The following is a 16,774-nucleotide window of genomic DNA, read 5'->3' as shown; positions in this document are numbered from 1 at the left end:
ACCCAGCCGTTAATTGTTGATTTTGCAATGCCATATTCGCTACTTAGCTCTGCTAAGCTCATTCCTGACTTAAATAATTCTACTATCATATCTTTATATTCTTGATCGTATCTTCTGCCCTTTCCCATAATGGACACATCCTTTCTTAACTAAATATTATTTTACTTAGTTCGATTTAATGTGTCCACTACTTTATACTAACACCATATCTTGTTCAGCCAAAAACAAACCATCTGATAGATATTGTATTTTAGCAATTGTTTTTTCTGATAAATCTAATTCTTTTATCATATTATATAGATAATAAATAGCATCTTCTATAGATATACTTTTTAAATAATATCTTTCACATATTGTATGTAATAACTGTTTATTTACCAAATCTTTATCATCATTAATTTGCCATGTCAATTCTATTAGTTTATCTGAAATATCATTAATATTCTTATTACTTAACATTGATGCTTCAATAATTTCACAAGGAATATCATCTAAATCATATATTAACTTATCTAAATATTTAATCAATTCTTGTTTTGAGTAAATTCCACATAAAGCACCTAATCGATATATTTCAATTTTCTCTATAAAATCCATAAAATTATCCCCAAAATTTTATTTTTAATTTGTTACTCAATTATTTTAACATATTTTTACATGCCCTTCACTATATTAATTACTTCCTATAACCATCCACAAAAAACTATAAAAACTGTTAATACACAAAATAAAAAGACCCATAATCACTTTTATGAGTCTACTTTAATTATCCTTTATTAAATTTCATTCTACTTCAAAAAAGGCTTAAACGTAATGTTTAAGCCTTTTTGTATTAATTATCAATTTTCCATTTTCAATTATCAATTATAAAGTATTTTCTGCATTCATCATTCATCACTCATAATTCATAATTTTCTCTCTCTAACTTAACTACTATACAACTTTTGTAGTCCATTCCTCACAGTTCCAAATATCTGTTACAACATCCCTATAGAACTCAGGTTCATGGCATACAAGTAATATACTTCCCTTATATTCCTTTAAAGCTCTCTTAAGCTCATCCTTAGCTTCAACATCTAAATGGTTAGTAGGCTCGTCTAGGATTAATATATTTGTTTCTTCATTGATAAGCTTACATAATCTAACCTTAGCTTGTTCTCCTCCACTTAACACACATACCTTACTTTCAATATGCTTAGTTGTTAAACCGCATTTAGCAAGAGCTGATCTTACTTCATATTGAGTTTTAGAAGGGAACCTTTCCCAAACTTCTTCAATACAAGTATTATAATTAGCTTCCTTAATTTCTTGCTCAAAGTAACCAATTTGTTGATATTCTCCTAAATTAGCTTCTCCACTTAATGCAGGAATTAATCCCATTAAGCTCTTAAGAAGTGTAGTCTTACCAAGACCATTAGCTCCAACTAAAGCAATCTTTTGTCCTCTTTCCATATAAAGATTAAGTGGCTTAGTTAATGGTTCATTATATCCAATTACTAAATCCTTAGTTTCAAATATAACCTTACCTGAAGTTCTTCCCTTTAAGAAATTGAACTCCGGCTTTGGTTTTTCTGCAGCAAGCTCAATCATTTCCATCTTGTCTAGCTTCTTTTGTCTCGCCTTTGCCATACCACTAGTTGCAACTCTTGCTTTATTTCTAGCAACGAAGTCTTTAAGCTGAGCAACTTCTTGTTGTTGTCTTTCATATGCTGCTTCTAATTGAGCCTTATTAGCTTCATAGATTCTTTGGAACTCATAATAATCTCCAACATATCTAGTAAGCTTTTTATTTTCTACATGATAAATTAAGTTAATAACTGAATTTAAGAATGGAATATCATGTGAAATTAAAATAAATGCATTTTCATAAGATTGTAAGAATCTCTTTAACCATTCAATATGGGCTTCATCTAAGTAGTTAGTAGGCTCGTCTAATAAAAGAATATCAGGATTTTCAAGTAAAAGCTTACCTAATAACACCTTAGTTCTTTGACCACCACTTAGCTCAGTAACATCTCTATCAAGACCTACATCTAAAAGACCTAACCCCTTAGCAACTTCTTCAGCCTTAGCATCTATAACATAAAATCCATTATTATCTAACATATCTTGAATAACAGCTGTTCTTTCTAAAGCTTTATTCATTTCATCTTCATCCATTTCGCCCATTCTTCCATAAAGCTCATTCATCTCAGTTTCCATGTCAAATAGGTACTTAAATGCACTTCTAAGTACATCTCTTATAGTTAATCCTTTTTCAAGTTCAGCATGTTGATCCATATAACCAACTCTAACTCTATTACTCCAAATAACTTTTCCTTCATCAGGCATTAACTTACCTGTTATTATATTCATAAATGTAGATTTACCTTCACCATTAGCTCCAATTAACCCTACATGCTCTCCCTTAAGTAATCTAAATGATACATCTTCAAATATTGCTCTATCACCAAATCCATGGCTTATATTTTTAACTGTTAAAACGCTCATTATTATCCTCCGTTAGTAAAAAAATAAGGAGTGATTAATACATCACACCTTATTTATTATACATTAATTTAAATCAAAATAAATAGAAATTTGTTTCTATTTTTAGTAATCATATTCCTTTGTATTTTCACAAATTGAAATCTTAAGTAAATCATTGTCTACAGTCTTTTTATATGAACATAAAAACTCATTTAGTTCATTATCTGTAAGATCAATTAATCCCTCACTTTTTAAAATAACATTATGGGCATCTAATAAGATAGTAAGATTATTCTTATCATTATTTATACTATATTCTGTTGCACCTTTAACTTTAAGTCTACTTTTATATTTTTCTTGAAAACTTAAAGTCCTACGTGCTTTTTCATAATCTGCTGGATTAGTTGCTATATTTTCTAATCCTAATGATTTTAATTGTTCTTCAAATCCTGAAACATCAATTCCGTATCTCTCCATAAGCTTTGTTTGCATTTTTAAGAATTTATCTGGAGAAAGATTATTTTTCTCCATATATTGACCTAACTCCTTAGAAAACTCAGACATGTTAATCTTGCCTTCAGCCATCTTATAGTATAAAGAATAAATATATGATTCAAATTGATCTACATCTTTGTCGTTAACTCTATTTTTAAGCTCATTAAAATCAATTATTTTATCCATACTCTCTCCTCCTAAGCTCATTTCCTTTTATAAGTATTATATACTAAAACTTTTAGTTTTTCTACTAAAGTATTATTACAATTCTTCTACCTTATAACAATTTATATATTTAAGATTTTAATAAACTTTATCCTTTTATTTTCATCCAAATATCTTCATATAATCTTAAATTATCCCCATCTAAGTATTTATATTCTTCACACTTATCTAAAGTTTCTTGAGACATATATGCATTTTCATTATTTTTAATTTCTTCTGGTTGCTCTTCAATAGCTTGTTTTTGTGGCGAAGTATATCCTATTTCATCAGCAGTTCTTAAAGCTATATCTTTGTCACTCATAAAGTTTATAAACTTTTCCGCTCCACTAACATTTTGGGCTCCCTTAGGAATCGCCCATGAATCTAACCAATAATCTGCTCCTTCTTCTGGAATTACGTATTTAAACTTACTATCTTCTGCCTCTAAGTTTAATCCTTCACCAGACCAAATCATAGCAATTTTCTTTTCTCCTGACTTCATTAAATCCAATACCTCATCAGCTCCATAGACAGGATTTATCTCCTGCTTCTGCTTAATTAATAATTCCTTTGCTTCTTCTAACTCCTCTGGATTAGTTGAATTTAAAGAATAGCCTAAAGTTTTTAATGCAACTCCTATTGTGTCTCTCATATTATCAAACATGAAAACTTCATTTTTATATTTTGGATCAAATAAACTCTTCCAACTATCTATATCTTCATCAACAGTTTCTGTATTATATATTAATCCAATTGTTCCATTCATGTATGGTACTGTATAATCATTGTTTGGGTCATACTCTTTACCCATATCCCCTTCATTCATATTAACTATATTAGGTATATTATCCTTATTTATTTTTTGAAGCATATCTTCTTTTATCATTTTATCAGCCATATCATCTGAAACTAATATAACATCATATTTTACTTTACCACTAGCAACTTCTTGGTACATATAATGCATATCATCAAATGTTTTCTCATTTACTTTTATTCCAGTTTCTTTCTCAAACTCTTTATAAACTCCCTCAGCTGCATTAGCACCATAATTTAATATATTTATCTCTTCTTTTGTCTCTGATGACTTACATCCAACAAATGCATTTACAATAAATAAAGTAGTTATTAATACTGATATTAACCTTAACTTATTTCTTTTCATAAATTATTCTCCTTTCATTAAACAATATTATTTTATATATGGTAGTTACACTATAATAATATTTACCCATTAATGCTATTCTACAAATATATAATTTACTATATTTTTAGAAAATAAAAAAGCCTTTACGGCTTTTTATTAATAGTTATTATTTTTTAACATTATTTAGTTGCTATAGCTTCTATTTCTATAACTGCATCCTTTGGTAATTTTGCTACTTGAACACAACTTCTTGCTGGTGGATTTTCAGTGAAATATGTTCCATAGACTTCATTAACTGCAGCAAAATCATTTAAATCCTTTAAGAAAATACTTGTCTTCACTACATTTTCTAAAGATGTCCCAGCTTCTTCTAATATTGCTTTAATATTCTCCATTGATTGTTTAGTTGCAAGCTTTATATCTGTCTCCATAACTCCAGTAGCTGGATTAATTGGAATTTGTCCAGATGTATAAACAAAATCTCCAACTATAATTCCTTGTGAATATGGTCCTATTGCTCCTGGAGCATTATTAGTATGAATAATTTCTCTCTTCATTTTTACCTCCCAAAATATATATCCATTATACTAATGATATTTTTACCATTTAATCAACATTATACTATACAACAAATTTTTTTCATATGTATATATATTTTTTGTTATATTTTTCTTGTTTCTTATTTAAGATTTTTCTTATTAGTGGTAAAATAAATAATTAAGAAAATAAACTTAATTATTTTAAGTTACATATCAGATATTTATTATTAACTATTTTTATAAATATAAAGTTAATTTTATATATTAATTATAAATAAAAAGGGGCGATTTAAATGACTAAAAAAGTAAACATCGATTGGAATAACTTGGGGTTTGAGTATATTAAAACTGATTTTCGTTATATCTCTACTTGGAAAAATGGAAGTTGGGATGAAGGACATTTAACTGAAGATAACATGCTTACTATAAGTGAAGCTTCTTGTGCTCTTCATTATGGACAACAATGTTTTGAGGGTTTAAAAGCTTATAGAACTAAAAATGGGGATATTCAACTTTTTAGACCTAATAGAAATGCTGCAAGACTTAATAATAGTCTTAATAAGCTACTTATGCCTGAAATTCCAGAAGAAAAGTTTATAGATGCTTGTATGCAAGTTGTTAAAGCAAATGAACATTATGTTCCTCCTTATGGAACTGGCGGTACTTTATATTTAAGACCATTTGTTATTGGAGTTGGTGATAATATAGGTGTTAAACCTGCACCTGAATATATATTCTGTGTATTTTGCTTACCTGTTGGAGCATATTTTAAAGGTGGTATGACACCTTGTAACTTTATGATTGCAGATTATGATAGAGCAGCTCCTCATGGAACTGGTGGTCAAAAAGTTGGTGGTAACTATGCTGCTTCAATGCAACCACATAAAATAGCTGCTGACAGGGGATTTGCTGATTGTATATATCTAGATCCAGCTACTAGAACATATATTGAAGAGGTTGGTGCTGCAAACTTCTTTGGAATTACAAAAAACAATGAATTTGTCACTCCTAAATCTCCATCAGTATTACCAAGTATAACTAAATATTCACTAATGGAAATTGCAGAAAAATATTTAAATATGCCAGTATATGAAAGAAAAGTTCCAATAGATTCTCTTGATGAATTCAAAGAAGCTGGTGCTTGTGGTACTGCAGCAGTTATTACACCAATTGGTGGTATTGAATATAAAGGCGAACTTCATGTATTCTATAGTGAAACTGAAGTTGGTCCAATTACTAAAGAACTTTATAGAATTCTTTGTGGAATTCAATTTGGAGATGTTGAAGCTCCTGAAGGTTGGATTTATAAGGTTAAATAATTATATTTTATATGGACATTTTCTAATGGAATTTGTCCATTTTTTAATTAATATAAGATAACTGATATTGATAAATTAAAATTTTAGAATGCCTTACTATAAAAAGTAATAAAATAAGATAGAAATATATTAATTTATACTTCTATCTTATTATTTATGCCTTATTTGTTCTTTTCAATTAATAATTCGATGTTACATCTACATCTTCCACCACGGCATCCACCAGCACCCGCACCAGTTTCTTCCTTAACTTCTTCAAAAGAAGTTGCTCCATTTTTTACAGCTTCAACAATTTGCTCTTCTGTTATTCCTCTACATAAACATACTTTTGACATAAAATTCATCTCCTTTGTTTTAATACTTTAAATTAATTATTCTTCTATAGAAATAGCTTGTACTGGACATCCATCACAAGCTTCTCTTGTAGCATCTTCAAACTCAGCTGCAACGTCTTCAACTGCAACTGCAACTCCAGTATCAAGTGAAAATACGTCTGAACATACCCCTTCACATAATCCACAGCTTATACATACATTTTCATCAACAAATGCCTTCATTTTATTTCATCCTCCGTTTAAGTATTATTATTTGTTCTAAGATTATTATCTTCTAATAATAATTATTTGTCAATATTTATTTCTTACTATTTTGCTCAACTTTAAATTTAAAATAAAAAAAGAACTGCAAAACCGCAGTTCCCTTTCTATATATTAAGCACTTTTCTTTTCTTTTGTTATGAAGTAATATGGTAAACCAACAAATAATACTCCACCTACAAAGTTTCCTAAAGAAACCCAAAGTAAGTTATGAGCCATTCCCATAATACTAACATCAGCTCCGTGTGGTAATAATAATCCCATAGTAAGGAATCCCATATTAGCAACACTATGTTCAAATCCAGCTGTTATAAATGTAAATAAGCACCACCAAATCATTAAAATTTTAGCAGTTTCTTCTTTTAGCTTATATGCCATCCAAGTAGCAAGGCAAACTAAAACATTACATAATAAGCCTCTTAAGAATAATTCCATTCCAGGAGTATTCATTTTTGTAGCAACATTGTTTACAATAAATTCTCCAATATATTCACTCTTACCGCTTGCAAGACCAGCTTGTACATATAAAACTGCTCCTACAACACCACCTATTAAGTTTCCAATCCAAACTGCAACCCAAATTTTAACTGCATCTAACCAAGTTACCTTTTTCTCTAAAGCTCCTATAGTCATTATCATTGCATTACTAGTAAATAAATCTCCACCACACATAAAAACTAAAGATAAGGCAACTCCAAAACATGCTCCCATTAATATTTTGTAAGTTCCAACTTCTGCATGATGCATTATTCCGCCAATAGAATAAATTAACATAATTCCTAAGCTTACAAAAAAGCTTCCAAGAAATGCAGATGTTAAATATTTAGCTATACTTCTATTAAATAAGCCAATTTTAACTTCTGCAGAGTGAGTTAAGTTATCAATTTCTCTCCTGTACATATCTACACCTCTACCTAATATTTAATCTTTGTATTTTTTTATCACAATTATATATAATACAACTTTTCTATTCATTTTTCAAACAAAAAATCCCATTACTTAAAATTAAATCAAACTCGCAATAATAAAGGTTTACTTTTAAAACAAATAAAAGGATTCTAAAAAGAATCCTTTTATTTATTAATTATTTAATACTAATATTAACTTTTGTCTATTTTTTAATAACATCTTTAATATTTTTTATATATAGTTTTCTTATTTTTTCATATTGTAAAAGAGAATTTTCATTAATAGTTACATTAATATTTTTTTCTTTTAACATCTCAATCCAAGATCCCTCTCCAGTAGATATATCCGCTATAACATGTTTACCAGGAATTATAAACAATGGTTTTACTATCAAATTATTAACTTCATCTTTTACTAAATTTTTAATGACAGTCTCTATTGTTTTTTCTCCTTCTAATGTTGCCATATAAACTTTTTTATGAGTAATATCTCTAACAGCCTCTTCTATTAAATCATATAGCTTATTAGAGCTTCTTTTTGATCCATGCCCTACTAATAAGATATCATTATTCCCTATATTTTCACAAATTATATTTCCAATCTCATAACTTTCTTTATTTAACTTTTCATCTTCATCAGTGAATAATGCTTTACTAATCACTAATTTTTTCATTGAATATTTATATTCATTGACTATTTCTTCAATTTGACTTTTATCTCTTCCAATCATTATATGTAGTGGTTGTATAATTACCTCTTCATACCCTTGGTTAACTAAATTAAAAAGCACTTTACTTAAGTGAGGTACAACATAATCATACCTTTCTTTTAAAAGATCAATAATTTTATTAGATGTAAAAGCTTTAAATGTTGTATATTCTTCTCCAAAGTAACTATCTAAATCTTTCTCTAAAAGTCCTATGCTTTTTTTTATCCCATCTAAATTTGCACTACCAAAAGCTACTAAAACTATTGCTTTACTCATAAAACACCCCCGATATTTAGTGATAAGTTTCAAGTGACAAGTGGCAAGTTAAGGTTGAAATCCTTACGGGGATTTCTTAAATTTATATTTTTTCTAAATTTAGCCTAAGCTAAATTTACTTCTTAACTTGAAACTTGCCACTTATCACTTGTCACTAATTACATTTTTTCTAAATTTAGCCTAAGCTAAATTTACTCCTTAACTTGAAACTTGCCACTTATCACTTGTCACTGATGAAATTTCCCCTTTATCCTTGAAACTCTCTAAACGCTTCTAGGAACTTATCAACATGCTCTTCTGTATGAACAGAGCTTAAGAACATTGCTTCAAATTGAGATTGTGGTATATTGAATCCACTTCTTAACATATGCAAGAAATACTTTTTAAACATTTCTAAATCACAACTTTTCGCATCATCATAAGTTCTTACTGGATTTCTATCAGTAAAGAATACTGTCATCATTCCTCCAACTCTATTTACTGTTAATTTTATACCTTTTTCTCTAGCAATTTCTTCAATTCCCTTTTGAAGTTTTTCACCTATTTTATTTATATGATCATATATATCTTGATTTTCTTTAAGTATATTAAGTGTTGATATTCCTGCAGCCATAACTACTGGATTACCTGACATAGTTCCTGCCTGATATACCCCTCCTAGTGGTGATAATTTCTCCATTATATCACGTCTTCCACCATATACTCCACATGGAAGACCTCCACCTATTATTTTAGCATAAGTAATTAAATCTGGTTTTACATTAAATAAGCTCTGAGCTCCCTTATATGCAACTCTAAATCCACTCATAACTTCATCAAATATTAATAATGAACCATATTCATCACATAATACTCTTAGAGTTTCCATAAACTGATCTTCAGCTTTTACAACTCCCATATTACCTGCCACTGGTTCGATTATAACAGCTGCAATATCATCCCCATATGCTTCGAATAATCCTCTTACTTGCTCCATATCATTGTAAACACCCACTAAAGTATTTTTTATACTATCATTAGGTATTCCTAAACATCCAGCTATTCCTTCAGTTAATACTCCTGACCCTGCTTCAACTAAGAAACCATCAAAATGTCCGTGGTAACATCCTGCAAATTTTATTATTTTATTTTTTCCCGTATATCCTCTAGCAAGTTTTATTGCACTCATTGTAGCTTCTGTACCTGAGTTAACAAATCTAACCATTTCAACGTTATCCATTTCCTCACATAAGAATCTGCTCATTTGTAATTCTAACTCTGTTGGAGCTCCAAAGGCTATAGCACTTTCAGAAATCTCTTTAATAGCAGTTACCACATCTTCATTGCAATGACCTAATATCATTGGTCCCCATGCTAGAACAAAGTCTATATATTCATTTCCATCTTCATCCTTTATCATTACACCTTTTCCTGACTTCATAACTGGAGGATCTATCCCCATATCTCTATAAGCTCTTACAGGTGAATTAACTCCACCTGGCATATACTTTTTAGATTCATCAAAAATTTGTTGATTAGACATATTATTCTTCCTCCTTAAGCCATCTTGCTGCTTCTAGTGCATAATAAGTTATTATCATCTTAGCTCCAGCTCTCTTCATTGATAAAAGCATTTCTAAAGCTACTAATCTCTCATTTATAAGACCTGCTTCTCCTGCATTCTTTACCATAGCATATTCACCACTAACATTATAAACACATATAGGAGCATTTATTTTATCTCTAGCTTCTCTTACTATATCAAGATAAGACATTGCAGGTTTAACCATTATTATATCTGCACCTTCATTTAAATCAGCTTCTATTTCTGCCATTGCTTCTCTAGAGTTTGCTGGATCCATTTGATATCCCTTTCTATCCCCAAAACTTGGAGCTGAACCTGCTGCTTCTCTAAACGGTCCATAAAATGCTGATGAGTATTTAGCTGCATAACTCATTATAGGTAAATTTTCATATCCGTTTTCATCTAAAACATTTCTTATATATGATATTCTACCATCCATCATATCTGAAGGAGCAACCATATCTGCTCCTGCCTTGGCATGTGATAAAGCTATTTCTCCTAAATATACTAAAGTCTTATCATTATTTACACTATGATTATTTAATATTCCACAATGTCCATGATCTGTATACTCACACATACAGACATCTGTAATTATATATAAATCTTTACTTAATTCTCTTAACTTTCTTATAGCCTTTTGAACTATTCCATTTTCACTATAGGCTTCACTTCCTACACAATCCTTATGTTCAGGAATTCCAAATAATATTACCGATTTAACTTTAGCTTCATTTAATTCATCAACTAGTTCTCCTAATCTATCAACTGACCAATGATAATTACCTTTTAAAGAACTAATTTCTCTTTTTATATCATTACCTTCAACTACAAATACAGGATAAATGAAATCATCTACACTTAAAGCATTTTCTCTTACTAAACTTCTTATTACAGAATTTGTTCTTAGCCTTCTACCTCTTCTAAACATTTTCTGCCTCCTTAAATTCAATTATTTCTTTAAGAAATCCCTCTTCTGAATGTTTCTTACACATAAAACATTCCATTTCCTTTGCCCTTATTGCTTTTGCTGTTTGAGGTCCTATTGCAATAAGCTTCTTTTCACTTATAGCTTCTAAACCTAACATATCAATCATATTAGTTACAGTACTTGGACTTGTAAATAATACATAATCAACTTCATCAAATACTCTTTTGTTTTTTAATGTTCCACATATAGTATCATAAGTATGTACTCTATCTACAGATAGACCTAATTTGCTTATTTCATCAACTAAATAACTTCTACTACTTGATGAACAAGGAATTAAAACTTTTTCTCCTTTAACTAAATGATGAGCTAAAACTTTAAACAAGCCTTCCCCAACAAATTCTCTTGCCATTACAAAAGGAACTATTCCTCTTTTAACTAATGCATTTTTAGTAGCCTTCCCTATTACAGAAAATTTAGCCTTTAAATTTCTAATATCATAATTTTCTTCAATTAAATAATCAAAGAAATTATTTACTCCATTTACTGATGTTAAAAGAATATGATCATAATTAGAAAGTTTATCTAAATACGGTTTTAAATTTTCTTTGGTTGGCCTAATTTTTATTGAATTTATTTCAGTTACTTCTGCACCTAAGTCTTTTAAAGCACTTTTTAAACTTGAACTTTGTTCTCGTGATCTAGTTATACATATATTAGTACCAAATAAAGGTTTCTTTTCATACCAAGATAACTTCTCGTTTAAATTTACAACTTCTCCAACAACAATTATGCAAGGTGATTTAAGATTAGCTTTTCTTGCTTCTTCAGAAATATTTTCTAAAGTTCCAATTACCTTTCTTTGCTTAGATGAAGTACCTCTCATTACAACAGCTGCTGGTGTTGCTTTTTCTTTTCCATTAGTAATTAAGTTAGTTACTATTCTCTCTATGTTTTCAAGTCCCATCATAAAAACAAGAGTTCCATTTTCTTTTGCTAAGGCTTCCCAATTTATTTTTTCACTTGCACTTGTCATCCCAGTTACAATATGAAAACTTTGTGCTATAGCTCTTTGAGTTATTGGAATACCAGCATAATTTAAAACAGATATTGGAGAAGTTACTCCTGGTATTACCTCAAAGTCTAAATTTTCTTCAACAAGTGATAATACTTCTTCTCCTCCTCTTCCAAAGACATATGGGTCTCCCCCTTTTACTCTTCCAACTATATGACCTTCTTTAACAAGCCTAACTAACATATCGTTTATTTCTTCTTGTGTTTTATAGTGAGCTCCAGGCTCTTTTCCACAATAATATACTAAACAATCCTCATTTAAATAATTTAAAATATTATTAGAAACTAATCTATCATAAAGTACTGCTGTACACTTCTTTAATATTTTAACAGCCTTAACTGTTAATAGTTCTTCATCACCTGGTCCAGTTCCTATTATATATGCTTTTCCATTCATAATTAACGCCTACCTTCTTCATACTCCTTATATGCTTTTTCTTTAAGCTCTCAATATCTTTTTAGCTAACTTTTTCCCTAATTCAACGTATTCATCTTTATTTCCTAAGATATCTTTTTTAACTATTATACCATTAACTTCATAAGTACCTATTATATATATATCTTTTCCTTGAAGTCTTGCATATGCTCCAATTAAACTATGACATCCACCATTTAATTCCTTCATAAAGCTTCTTTCAGCCTCTATAGTAATTCTTACATTTGTATCATCTAAACTTTTAAAGTATTTATTATACTCACTATCTTTTAAACATTCTATTCCTAGTGCCCCTTGCGATACAGCCGGAACAAATATCTCTGGATTCAAGTAATCACTAATTATATCTTCCATACCTAATCTTTTTAACCCTGCAGCAGCTAATATAATTCCATCCATACCTTCACTTTTCATCTTTTCAAGTCTTGTACCAACATTTCCTCTAATAGGAACAATATTTATATCATCTCTTAGAGCCTTTAATTGGGCTGCTCTTCTTATACTACTAGTTCCTATTATTGCTCCTTTTCTTAAATCACTTAGCTTTTCACCATTTTGACAGACAAGTACATCTCTTACATCTTCTCTCTCTGGCATTGCTACTAGTTCAAAGTCTTCTCCCATTTCATATGGAACATCCTTCATTGAATGTACTGCAGCATGTGCCCTACCATCTAGTAAGGCTATTTCTATATCCTTTGTAAATAAACCTTTACCACCTATCTTATCTAATGTTACATCTAATCTCTTATCTCCCTCAGTTACTACTAATAGTTTTTTACTATCCATATTAACTTTATCTTTTAATAGCTTCATAACTGTTTCAGTCTGAGTTTGAGCTAATAAACTTTTTCTAGTTGCTAAAACTAATTCCATATATATTACTCTTCCTTCCTTAAGGATTTTATCTTACTAACTATATCTTCATTATAAAATAATTTAAATACTTCAAAAATTTTATCTTTATTATAAAAAAATTTACAATCACTAGAATTTATAAATTTTAATAAATCATCCTTAATTTCTTTATCTAAAAATAGAGAATTTCTTATTTCCCCTGTTAATCTTATATATTCATCAAATTCTTCCAAAGACTCAGTAATAGATTCAGCAACCATTACTGATCCTCTTGGATTTCCTACTTTAGTATTAACTGCCACAGTAATAAATTTACTTTCTCTTGTAACAGGTATTACCCCCATTCCATCCTTAAATTTTGATGAATTTATATAAATTTTACATAATTTTTCGCAATCATCTTTTATTTCATTAATTACACTATCATTATCAATAGCAATTATTATTAAATGCTTATCTAATATAAAGTCCTTATTATAATTTCCCTTTATTAGCTTTACTTTATCCCCATTAAATTTATAAAAATCTTCTAAAAAATCTAATGCTAAAACTTCTATTTTACTACCTTTATTATAAAAGTTTCTTACTTTAATTAATGCACCTCGTCCTGCCCCTATTACTCCAATTTTAAGCTTTTCTCCAAAAAGTGTTATAGGTGCATAACTTAATTCTCCATGAAGATTTGCTTTAGAATATTCAGGCATTCCTCTTCACGTCCTTTTAACTTTTCTTCCTTTAATAACTTTATAGCTCTGTTTATATAATAATCTGATGTACTTTTTATTAAGGTTGTAGCTAAATCAATATCTCTTTTATCTTTACATTTATTTTCAAAAGACTTAGCTCTACTTTCCACAACACTATTTCCTGTATTCTTTATTTCATGTATATAATATGTAACTTCTCTAATATTTAACCAATCTCTATATTCATTTAAATATTCATCAACTAAAAATTTATATTCATTCATTTTTTCATTTCTTAATTTTTTATTATTTCCATCTAATTTACTTATGGTATCTATATCTAGTAAAGTTACTCTTTTGTTTTGAGATAAAGTTTCATCAATATCTCTAGGCAATGCTAAATCAATTAGCATAATTTCTTTTCCATCTTTATTTATATGCGCATCTTTTATAACAATATGAGGAGCTGCTGTACAACTTATAACTGCATCTACCTCATTAATAACCTCTTTATATTCATTAAAATCTAAAATCTTAACTCTATCATCTTTTAAATCTGGCACTTTACCCTTGTTTCTTACAACAATAAATACTTTTTTAAACTTACTACCTAATGCATATTTAACTACTAAACTACCTATTGTTCCATATCCTAATACCATAACACTATCTGCACCAAATTCTTCAACTTCATTTACTGCAATAGATGATGCTGATACTGGTATTTCATACAATTTACTTTCTGTTCTAAACTTTTTGCCACAACTTATTGCTTCTTCAAATAATCTTAAAAGCTTTGTATGTATAGCCTTATTTTCCAAACTTAACTCATATGCTAGTTTTACTTGGCCTAATATTTGATCTTCTCCTAATATCTTAGAGTGAAAACCGCAAACTACTTCTAATAAATGCTTAGCTACACTTATCCCTTGAAGATAAAAAGTATACTCTAAAAGTGAAATATCCCAATCTAATACTTCAAATATCTTTCTTATCTCCTTTTCACTACCTAAACATCCTGAAATATAAATTTCTGTCCTATTACATGTGCTTATTATTACTACTTCTTCATATAGTTTATTTAATTCTTTTACTGCCTTAGATTGCTTACTTAATGCAATTGCTAACCTTTCTCTTATGTTTATATCAACATTTTTTCTTATTCCTATAAGACCTAACACTTAATCACCACATTTCTAAGATACGACTTTATATACTTTTCCTAACTCTCCTAACAAAAAAATTAAGGAAGTATCCTCCCTTAACTTTTTCATTATAATACTAAATACTGTTTTAATCATTACTTTTATATTATTAAAATTTTTAATGATTAATATAATATTTTTAAATTTATATATAATTTTACCAATTTAATTGCTATGTTTTTCTTTTTTCTACATTTTATTTTATCTTTTTAACATTTGCAAATATATTTTTTCATATATATTTAATTATACTATTTATTATTGTATAATTAATGTTAAAATATAATTTCGCCCTTATATAAATAATTATATATTTTTATATAGACTTATAAATATTATTTTACTATATATATCTATTACTGGAGGTATTTATATGAATCTAGAATCTTTAAGACTATTTCATAATGTAGCAACCTTAAAAAGTATATCTAAAGTCGCTGCTGCTTCTCATATATCTCAATCTGCATTAAGCCAACAACTTTCTAAAATGGAGGAAAAATTAGGAGTTACTGCTCTAATTAGAAGTAATAAAGGTGTTGAGTTAACAGAAGAAGGAAAAATAATAAATGATTATGCAAATGAAATATTATCTACTTACAATAGACTTATAGAAGAGTTAGATAAAATTCATTCTGAAAAAAATAGTTTAATTATTGAAACAACTTGTTTATCAGGTTATTATATTTTATCTAAATTTTTATCTAAATCATCTGGAAAAACTAATAACTTTTTTTATGATATTAACTATCAAACACCAAAAAAAATACATAGTAATTTAATTAATAATATTTGTGATATTTCAATTACATCAACAAAATTAACCGATCCTGATTGTACTTCATATTTATTAGGTACTGATAAATTAGTTTGCGTTTGCAATGCATCATGTAAATCAGCTAATTTTAATAAGTTGCCCTTTTTATTACTAAAGGATGATATTGATATAGAAAATAAAATTAATGATTTTATTGATTTAAATAATGTAATAATAAAAACAGATTCACTTCATACTATTTTAAGCTGTTTACTAATAGGTCCATCTATATCTATTTTACCTAAAATATGTGTTGAAAACGAATTAAAACAAGGTATTTTAAAGGAAATACCTGTACCTCAATTAGATAATATTACTTATAACTTATATTTAACTTATAAAAATGATATTAATAAAGTTTTAAAAGGTAAACTGTTAACATTAATTCGTAATTTTAAAACTCCATTTTTAGGTGATAATTAACTTATAATAATCTATGCTTAATCGAGTAGGAGGAAAATAATTATTTTATTTTCCGTCCTCTCAGTCGAGTAAGTAAGAGGAATTTCACCCCAAACTTCTCACAGAACCGTACGTGAAAGT

At 28.5% G+C, this 16,774-nt stretch carries 17 protein-coding genes; 2 read left to right on the top strand and 15 right to left on the bottom strand.

Annotated features, from left to right (window positions below):
- Positions 1-192: 192 nt before the first annotated feature.
- The 5 genes from I2E98_RS14735 to I2E98_RS14715 form a co-directional block, all read right to left on the bottom strand.
- Entirely contained in the window at positions 193-597 is a 405-nt protein-coding gene (locus tag I2E98_RS14735; RefSeq protein WP_195469638.1) for a hypothetical protein, read from the bottom strand.
- Between the two features lie 336 nt (positions 598-933).
- On the bottom strand, positions 934-2,490 hold the full coding sequence (locus tag I2E98_RS14730; protein ID WP_195469637.1) for an ABC-F family ATP-binding cassette domain-containing protein: 1,557 nt from the start codon (positions 2,488-2,490) through the stop codon (positions 934-936).
- Between the two features lie 102 nt (positions 2,491-2,592).
- Positions 2,593-3,150, bottom strand: a complete 558-nt coding sequence (locus tag I2E98_RS14725; RefSeq protein WP_243251214.1) for a DUF3867 domain-containing protein — start codon at positions 3,148-3,150, stop codon at positions 2,593-2,595.
- A gap of 127 nt (positions 3,151-3,277) precedes the next feature.
- Complete coding sequence (locus I2E98_RS14720; RefSeq protein WP_195469635.1) at positions 3,278-4,333, bottom strand: spermidine/putrescine ABC transporter substrate-binding protein; 1,056 nt, start codon at positions 4,331-4,333, stop codon at positions 3,278-3,280.
- A gap of 161 nt (positions 4,334-4,494) precedes the next feature.
- A complete protein-coding gene (locus I2E98_RS14715; RefSeq protein ID WP_195469634.1) occupies positions 4,495-4,872 on the bottom strand; it encodes a RidA family protein in 378 nt (125 codons plus the stop codon).
- Between the two features lie 275 nt (positions 4,873-5,147).
- Here I2E98_RS14715 and I2E98_RS14710 point away from each other — a divergent pair, with 275 nt between their 5' ends.
- On the top strand, positions 5,148-6,173 hold the full coding sequence (locus I2E98_RS14710; RefSeq protein ID WP_195469633.1) for a branched-chain amino acid aminotransferase: 1,026 nt from the start codon (positions 5,148-5,150) through the stop codon (positions 6,171-6,173).
- A 161-nt stretch (positions 6,174-6,334) separates the two neighbouring features.
- On the opposite strand, the gene I2E98_RS14705 is transcribed toward I2E98_RS14710, so the two are convergent.
- The 10 genes from I2E98_RS14705 to hemA all read right to left on the bottom strand — a co-directional run bounded on the left by I2E98_RS14705 (position 6,335) and on the right by hemA (position 15,393).
- Positions 6,335-6,508: a (2Fe-2S)-binding protein gene (locus I2E98_RS14705; RefSeq protein WP_195469632.1), complete on the bottom strand. Its 174-nt coding sequence runs from the start codon at positions 6,506-6,508 to the stop codon at positions 6,335-6,337.
- A 36-nt stretch (positions 6,509-6,544) separates the two neighbouring features.
- Positions 6,545-6,730: a ferredoxin gene (locus tag I2E98_RS14700; RefSeq protein ID WP_195469631.1), complete on the bottom strand. Its 186-nt coding sequence runs from the start codon at positions 6,728-6,730 to the stop codon at positions 6,545-6,547.
- A gap of 153 nt (positions 6,731-6,883) precedes the next feature.
- A complete protein-coding gene (locus I2E98_RS14695; protein WP_195469630.1) occupies positions 6,884-7,669 on the bottom strand; it encodes a formate/nitrite transporter family protein in 786 nt (261 codons plus the stop codon).
- 211 nt (positions 7,670-7,880) lie between these two features.
- The gene (locus I2E98_RS14690; RefSeq protein WP_195469629.1) at positions 7,881-8,663 is read right to left on the bottom strand and encodes a sirohydrochlorin cobaltochelatase; all 783 of its coding nucleotides are present in this window, start codon (positions 8,661-8,663) and stop codon (positions 7,881-7,883) included.
- 247 nt (positions 8,664-8,910) lie between these two features.
- Positions 8,911-10,185: a glutamate-1-semialdehyde 2,1-aminomutase gene (gene hemL / locus I2E98_RS14685; RefSeq protein WP_195469628.1), complete on the bottom strand. Its 1,275-nt coding sequence runs from the start codon at positions 10,183-10,185 to the stop codon at positions 8,911-8,913.
- A 1-nt stretch (position 10,186) separates the two neighbouring features.
- Positions 10,187-11,158: a porphobilinogen synthase gene (gene hemB, locus I2E98_RS14680; RefSeq protein WP_195469627.1), complete on the bottom strand. Its 972-nt coding sequence runs from the start codon at positions 11,156-11,158 to the stop codon at positions 10,187-10,189.
- Positions 11,151-12,629 carry a uroporphyrinogen-III C-methyltransferase gene (gene cobA, locus I2E98_RS14675; protein WP_195469626.1) on the bottom strand — a complete coding sequence of 493 codons (1,479 nt, stop codon included), beginning with the start codon at positions 12,627-12,629 and terminating at the stop codon, positions 11,151-11,153. The genes hemB and cobA overlap by 8 nt, the downstream gene beginning before the upstream one ends.
- Positions 12,630-12,671: 42 nt before the next feature.
- The gene (hemC, locus tag I2E98_RS14670; protein WP_195469625.1) at positions 12,672-13,544 is read right to left on the bottom strand and encodes a hydroxymethylbilane synthase; all 873 of its coding nucleotides are present in this window, start codon (positions 13,542-13,544) and stop codon (positions 12,672-12,674) included.
- A gap of 5 nt (positions 13,545-13,549) precedes the next feature.
- Entirely contained in the window at positions 13,550-14,230 is a 681-nt protein-coding gene (locus tag I2E98_RS14665; RefSeq protein WP_195469624.1) for an NAD(P)-dependent oxidoreductase, read from the bottom strand.
- A complete protein-coding gene (gene hemA / locus I2E98_RS14660; RefSeq protein WP_195469623.1) occupies positions 14,191-15,393 on the bottom strand; it encodes a glutamyl-tRNA reductase in 1,203 nt (400 codons plus the stop codon). Before hemA ends, I2E98_RS14665 begins: the two co-directional genes overlap by 40 nt.
- A 397-nt stretch (positions 15,394-15,790) precedes the next feature.
- On the opposite strand from hemA, the gene I2E98_RS14655 reads away from it, so the two are divergent.
- Entirely contained in the window at positions 15,791-16,654 is an 864-nt protein-coding gene (locus I2E98_RS14655; RefSeq protein WP_195469622.1) for a LysR family transcriptional regulator, read from the top strand.
- The last annotated feature ends 120 nt before the right edge of the window (positions 16,655-16,774 follow it).

Source organism: Clostridium sp. D43t1_170807_H7 (assembly GCF_015555905.1).
In the GTDB taxonomy this organism is placed as follows: domain Bacteria; phylum Bacillota; class Clostridia; order Clostridiales; family Clostridiaceae; genus Clostridium.
Note: the sequence above shows the minus strand (reverse complement) of the source record. Positions and strands in the feature narration are given on the sequence as shown.

Excerpts from the sequence above, each read along its gene's own strand:
- I2E98_RS14690 (WP_195469629.1), bottom strand. The coding sequence starts at position 8,663 with ATGAGTAAAGCAATAGTTTTAGTAGCTTTTGGTAGTGCAAATTTAGAT.
- hemC (WP_195469625.1), bottom strand. The coding sequence starts at position 13,544 with ATGGAATTAGTTTTAGCAACTAGAAAAAGTTTATTAGCTCAAACTCAG.
- hemB (WP_195469627.1), bottom strand. The coding sequence starts at position 11,158 with ATGTTTAGAAGAGGTAGAAGGCTAAGAACAAATTCTGTAATAAGAAGT.
- I2E98_RS14730 (WP_195469637.1), bottom strand. The coding sequence starts at position 2,490 with ATGAGCGTTTTAACAGTTAAAAATATAAGCCATGGATTTGGTGATAGA.
- I2E98_RS14700 (WP_195469631.1), bottom strand. The coding sequence starts at position 6,730 with ATGAAGGCATTTGTTGATGAAAATGTATGTATAAGCTGTGGATTATGT.
- I2E98_RS14665 (WP_195469624.1), bottom strand. The coding sequence starts at position 14,230 with ATGCCTGAATATTCTAAAGCAAATCTTCATGGAGAATTAAGTTATGCA.
- I2E98_RS14705 (WP_195469632.1), bottom strand. The coding sequence starts at position 6,508 with ATGTCAAAAGTATGTTTATGTAGAGGAATAACAGAAGAGCAAATTGTT.
- I2E98_RS14735 (WP_195469638.1), bottom strand. The coding sequence starts at position 597 with ATGGATTTTATAGAGAAAATTGAAATATATCGATTAGGTGCTTTATGT.
- hemL (WP_195469628.1), bottom strand. The coding sequence starts at position 10,185 with ATGTCTAATCAACAAATTTTTGATGAATCTAAAAAGTATATGCCAGGT.
- I2E98_RS14710 (WP_195469633.1), top strand. The coding sequence starts at position 5,148 with ATGACTAAAAAAGTAAACATCGATTGGAATAACTTGGGGTTTGAGTAT.
- I2E98_RS14695 (WP_195469630.1), bottom strand. The coding sequence starts at position 7,669 with ATGTACAGGAGAGAAATTGATAACTTAACTCACTCTGCAGAAGTTAAA.
- I2E98_RS14720 (WP_195469635.1), bottom strand. The coding sequence starts at position 4,333 with ATGAAAAGAAATAAGTTAAGGTTAATATCAGTATTAATAACTACTTTA.
- I2E98_RS14725 (WP_243251214.1), bottom strand. The coding sequence starts at position 3,150 with ATGGATAAAATAATTGATTTTAATGAGCTTAAAAATAGAGTTAACGAC.
- I2E98_RS14655 (WP_195469622.1), top strand. The coding sequence starts at position 15,791 with ATGAATCTAGAATCTTTAAGACTATTTCATAATGTAGCAACCTTAAAA.
- I2E98_RS14715 (WP_195469634.1), bottom strand. The coding sequence starts at position 4,872 with ATGAAGAGAGAAATTATTCATACTAATAATGCTCCAGGAGCAATAGGA.
- cobA (WP_195469626.1), bottom strand. The coding sequence starts at position 12,629 with ATGAATGGAAAAGCATATATAATAGGAACTGGACCAGGTGATGAAGAA.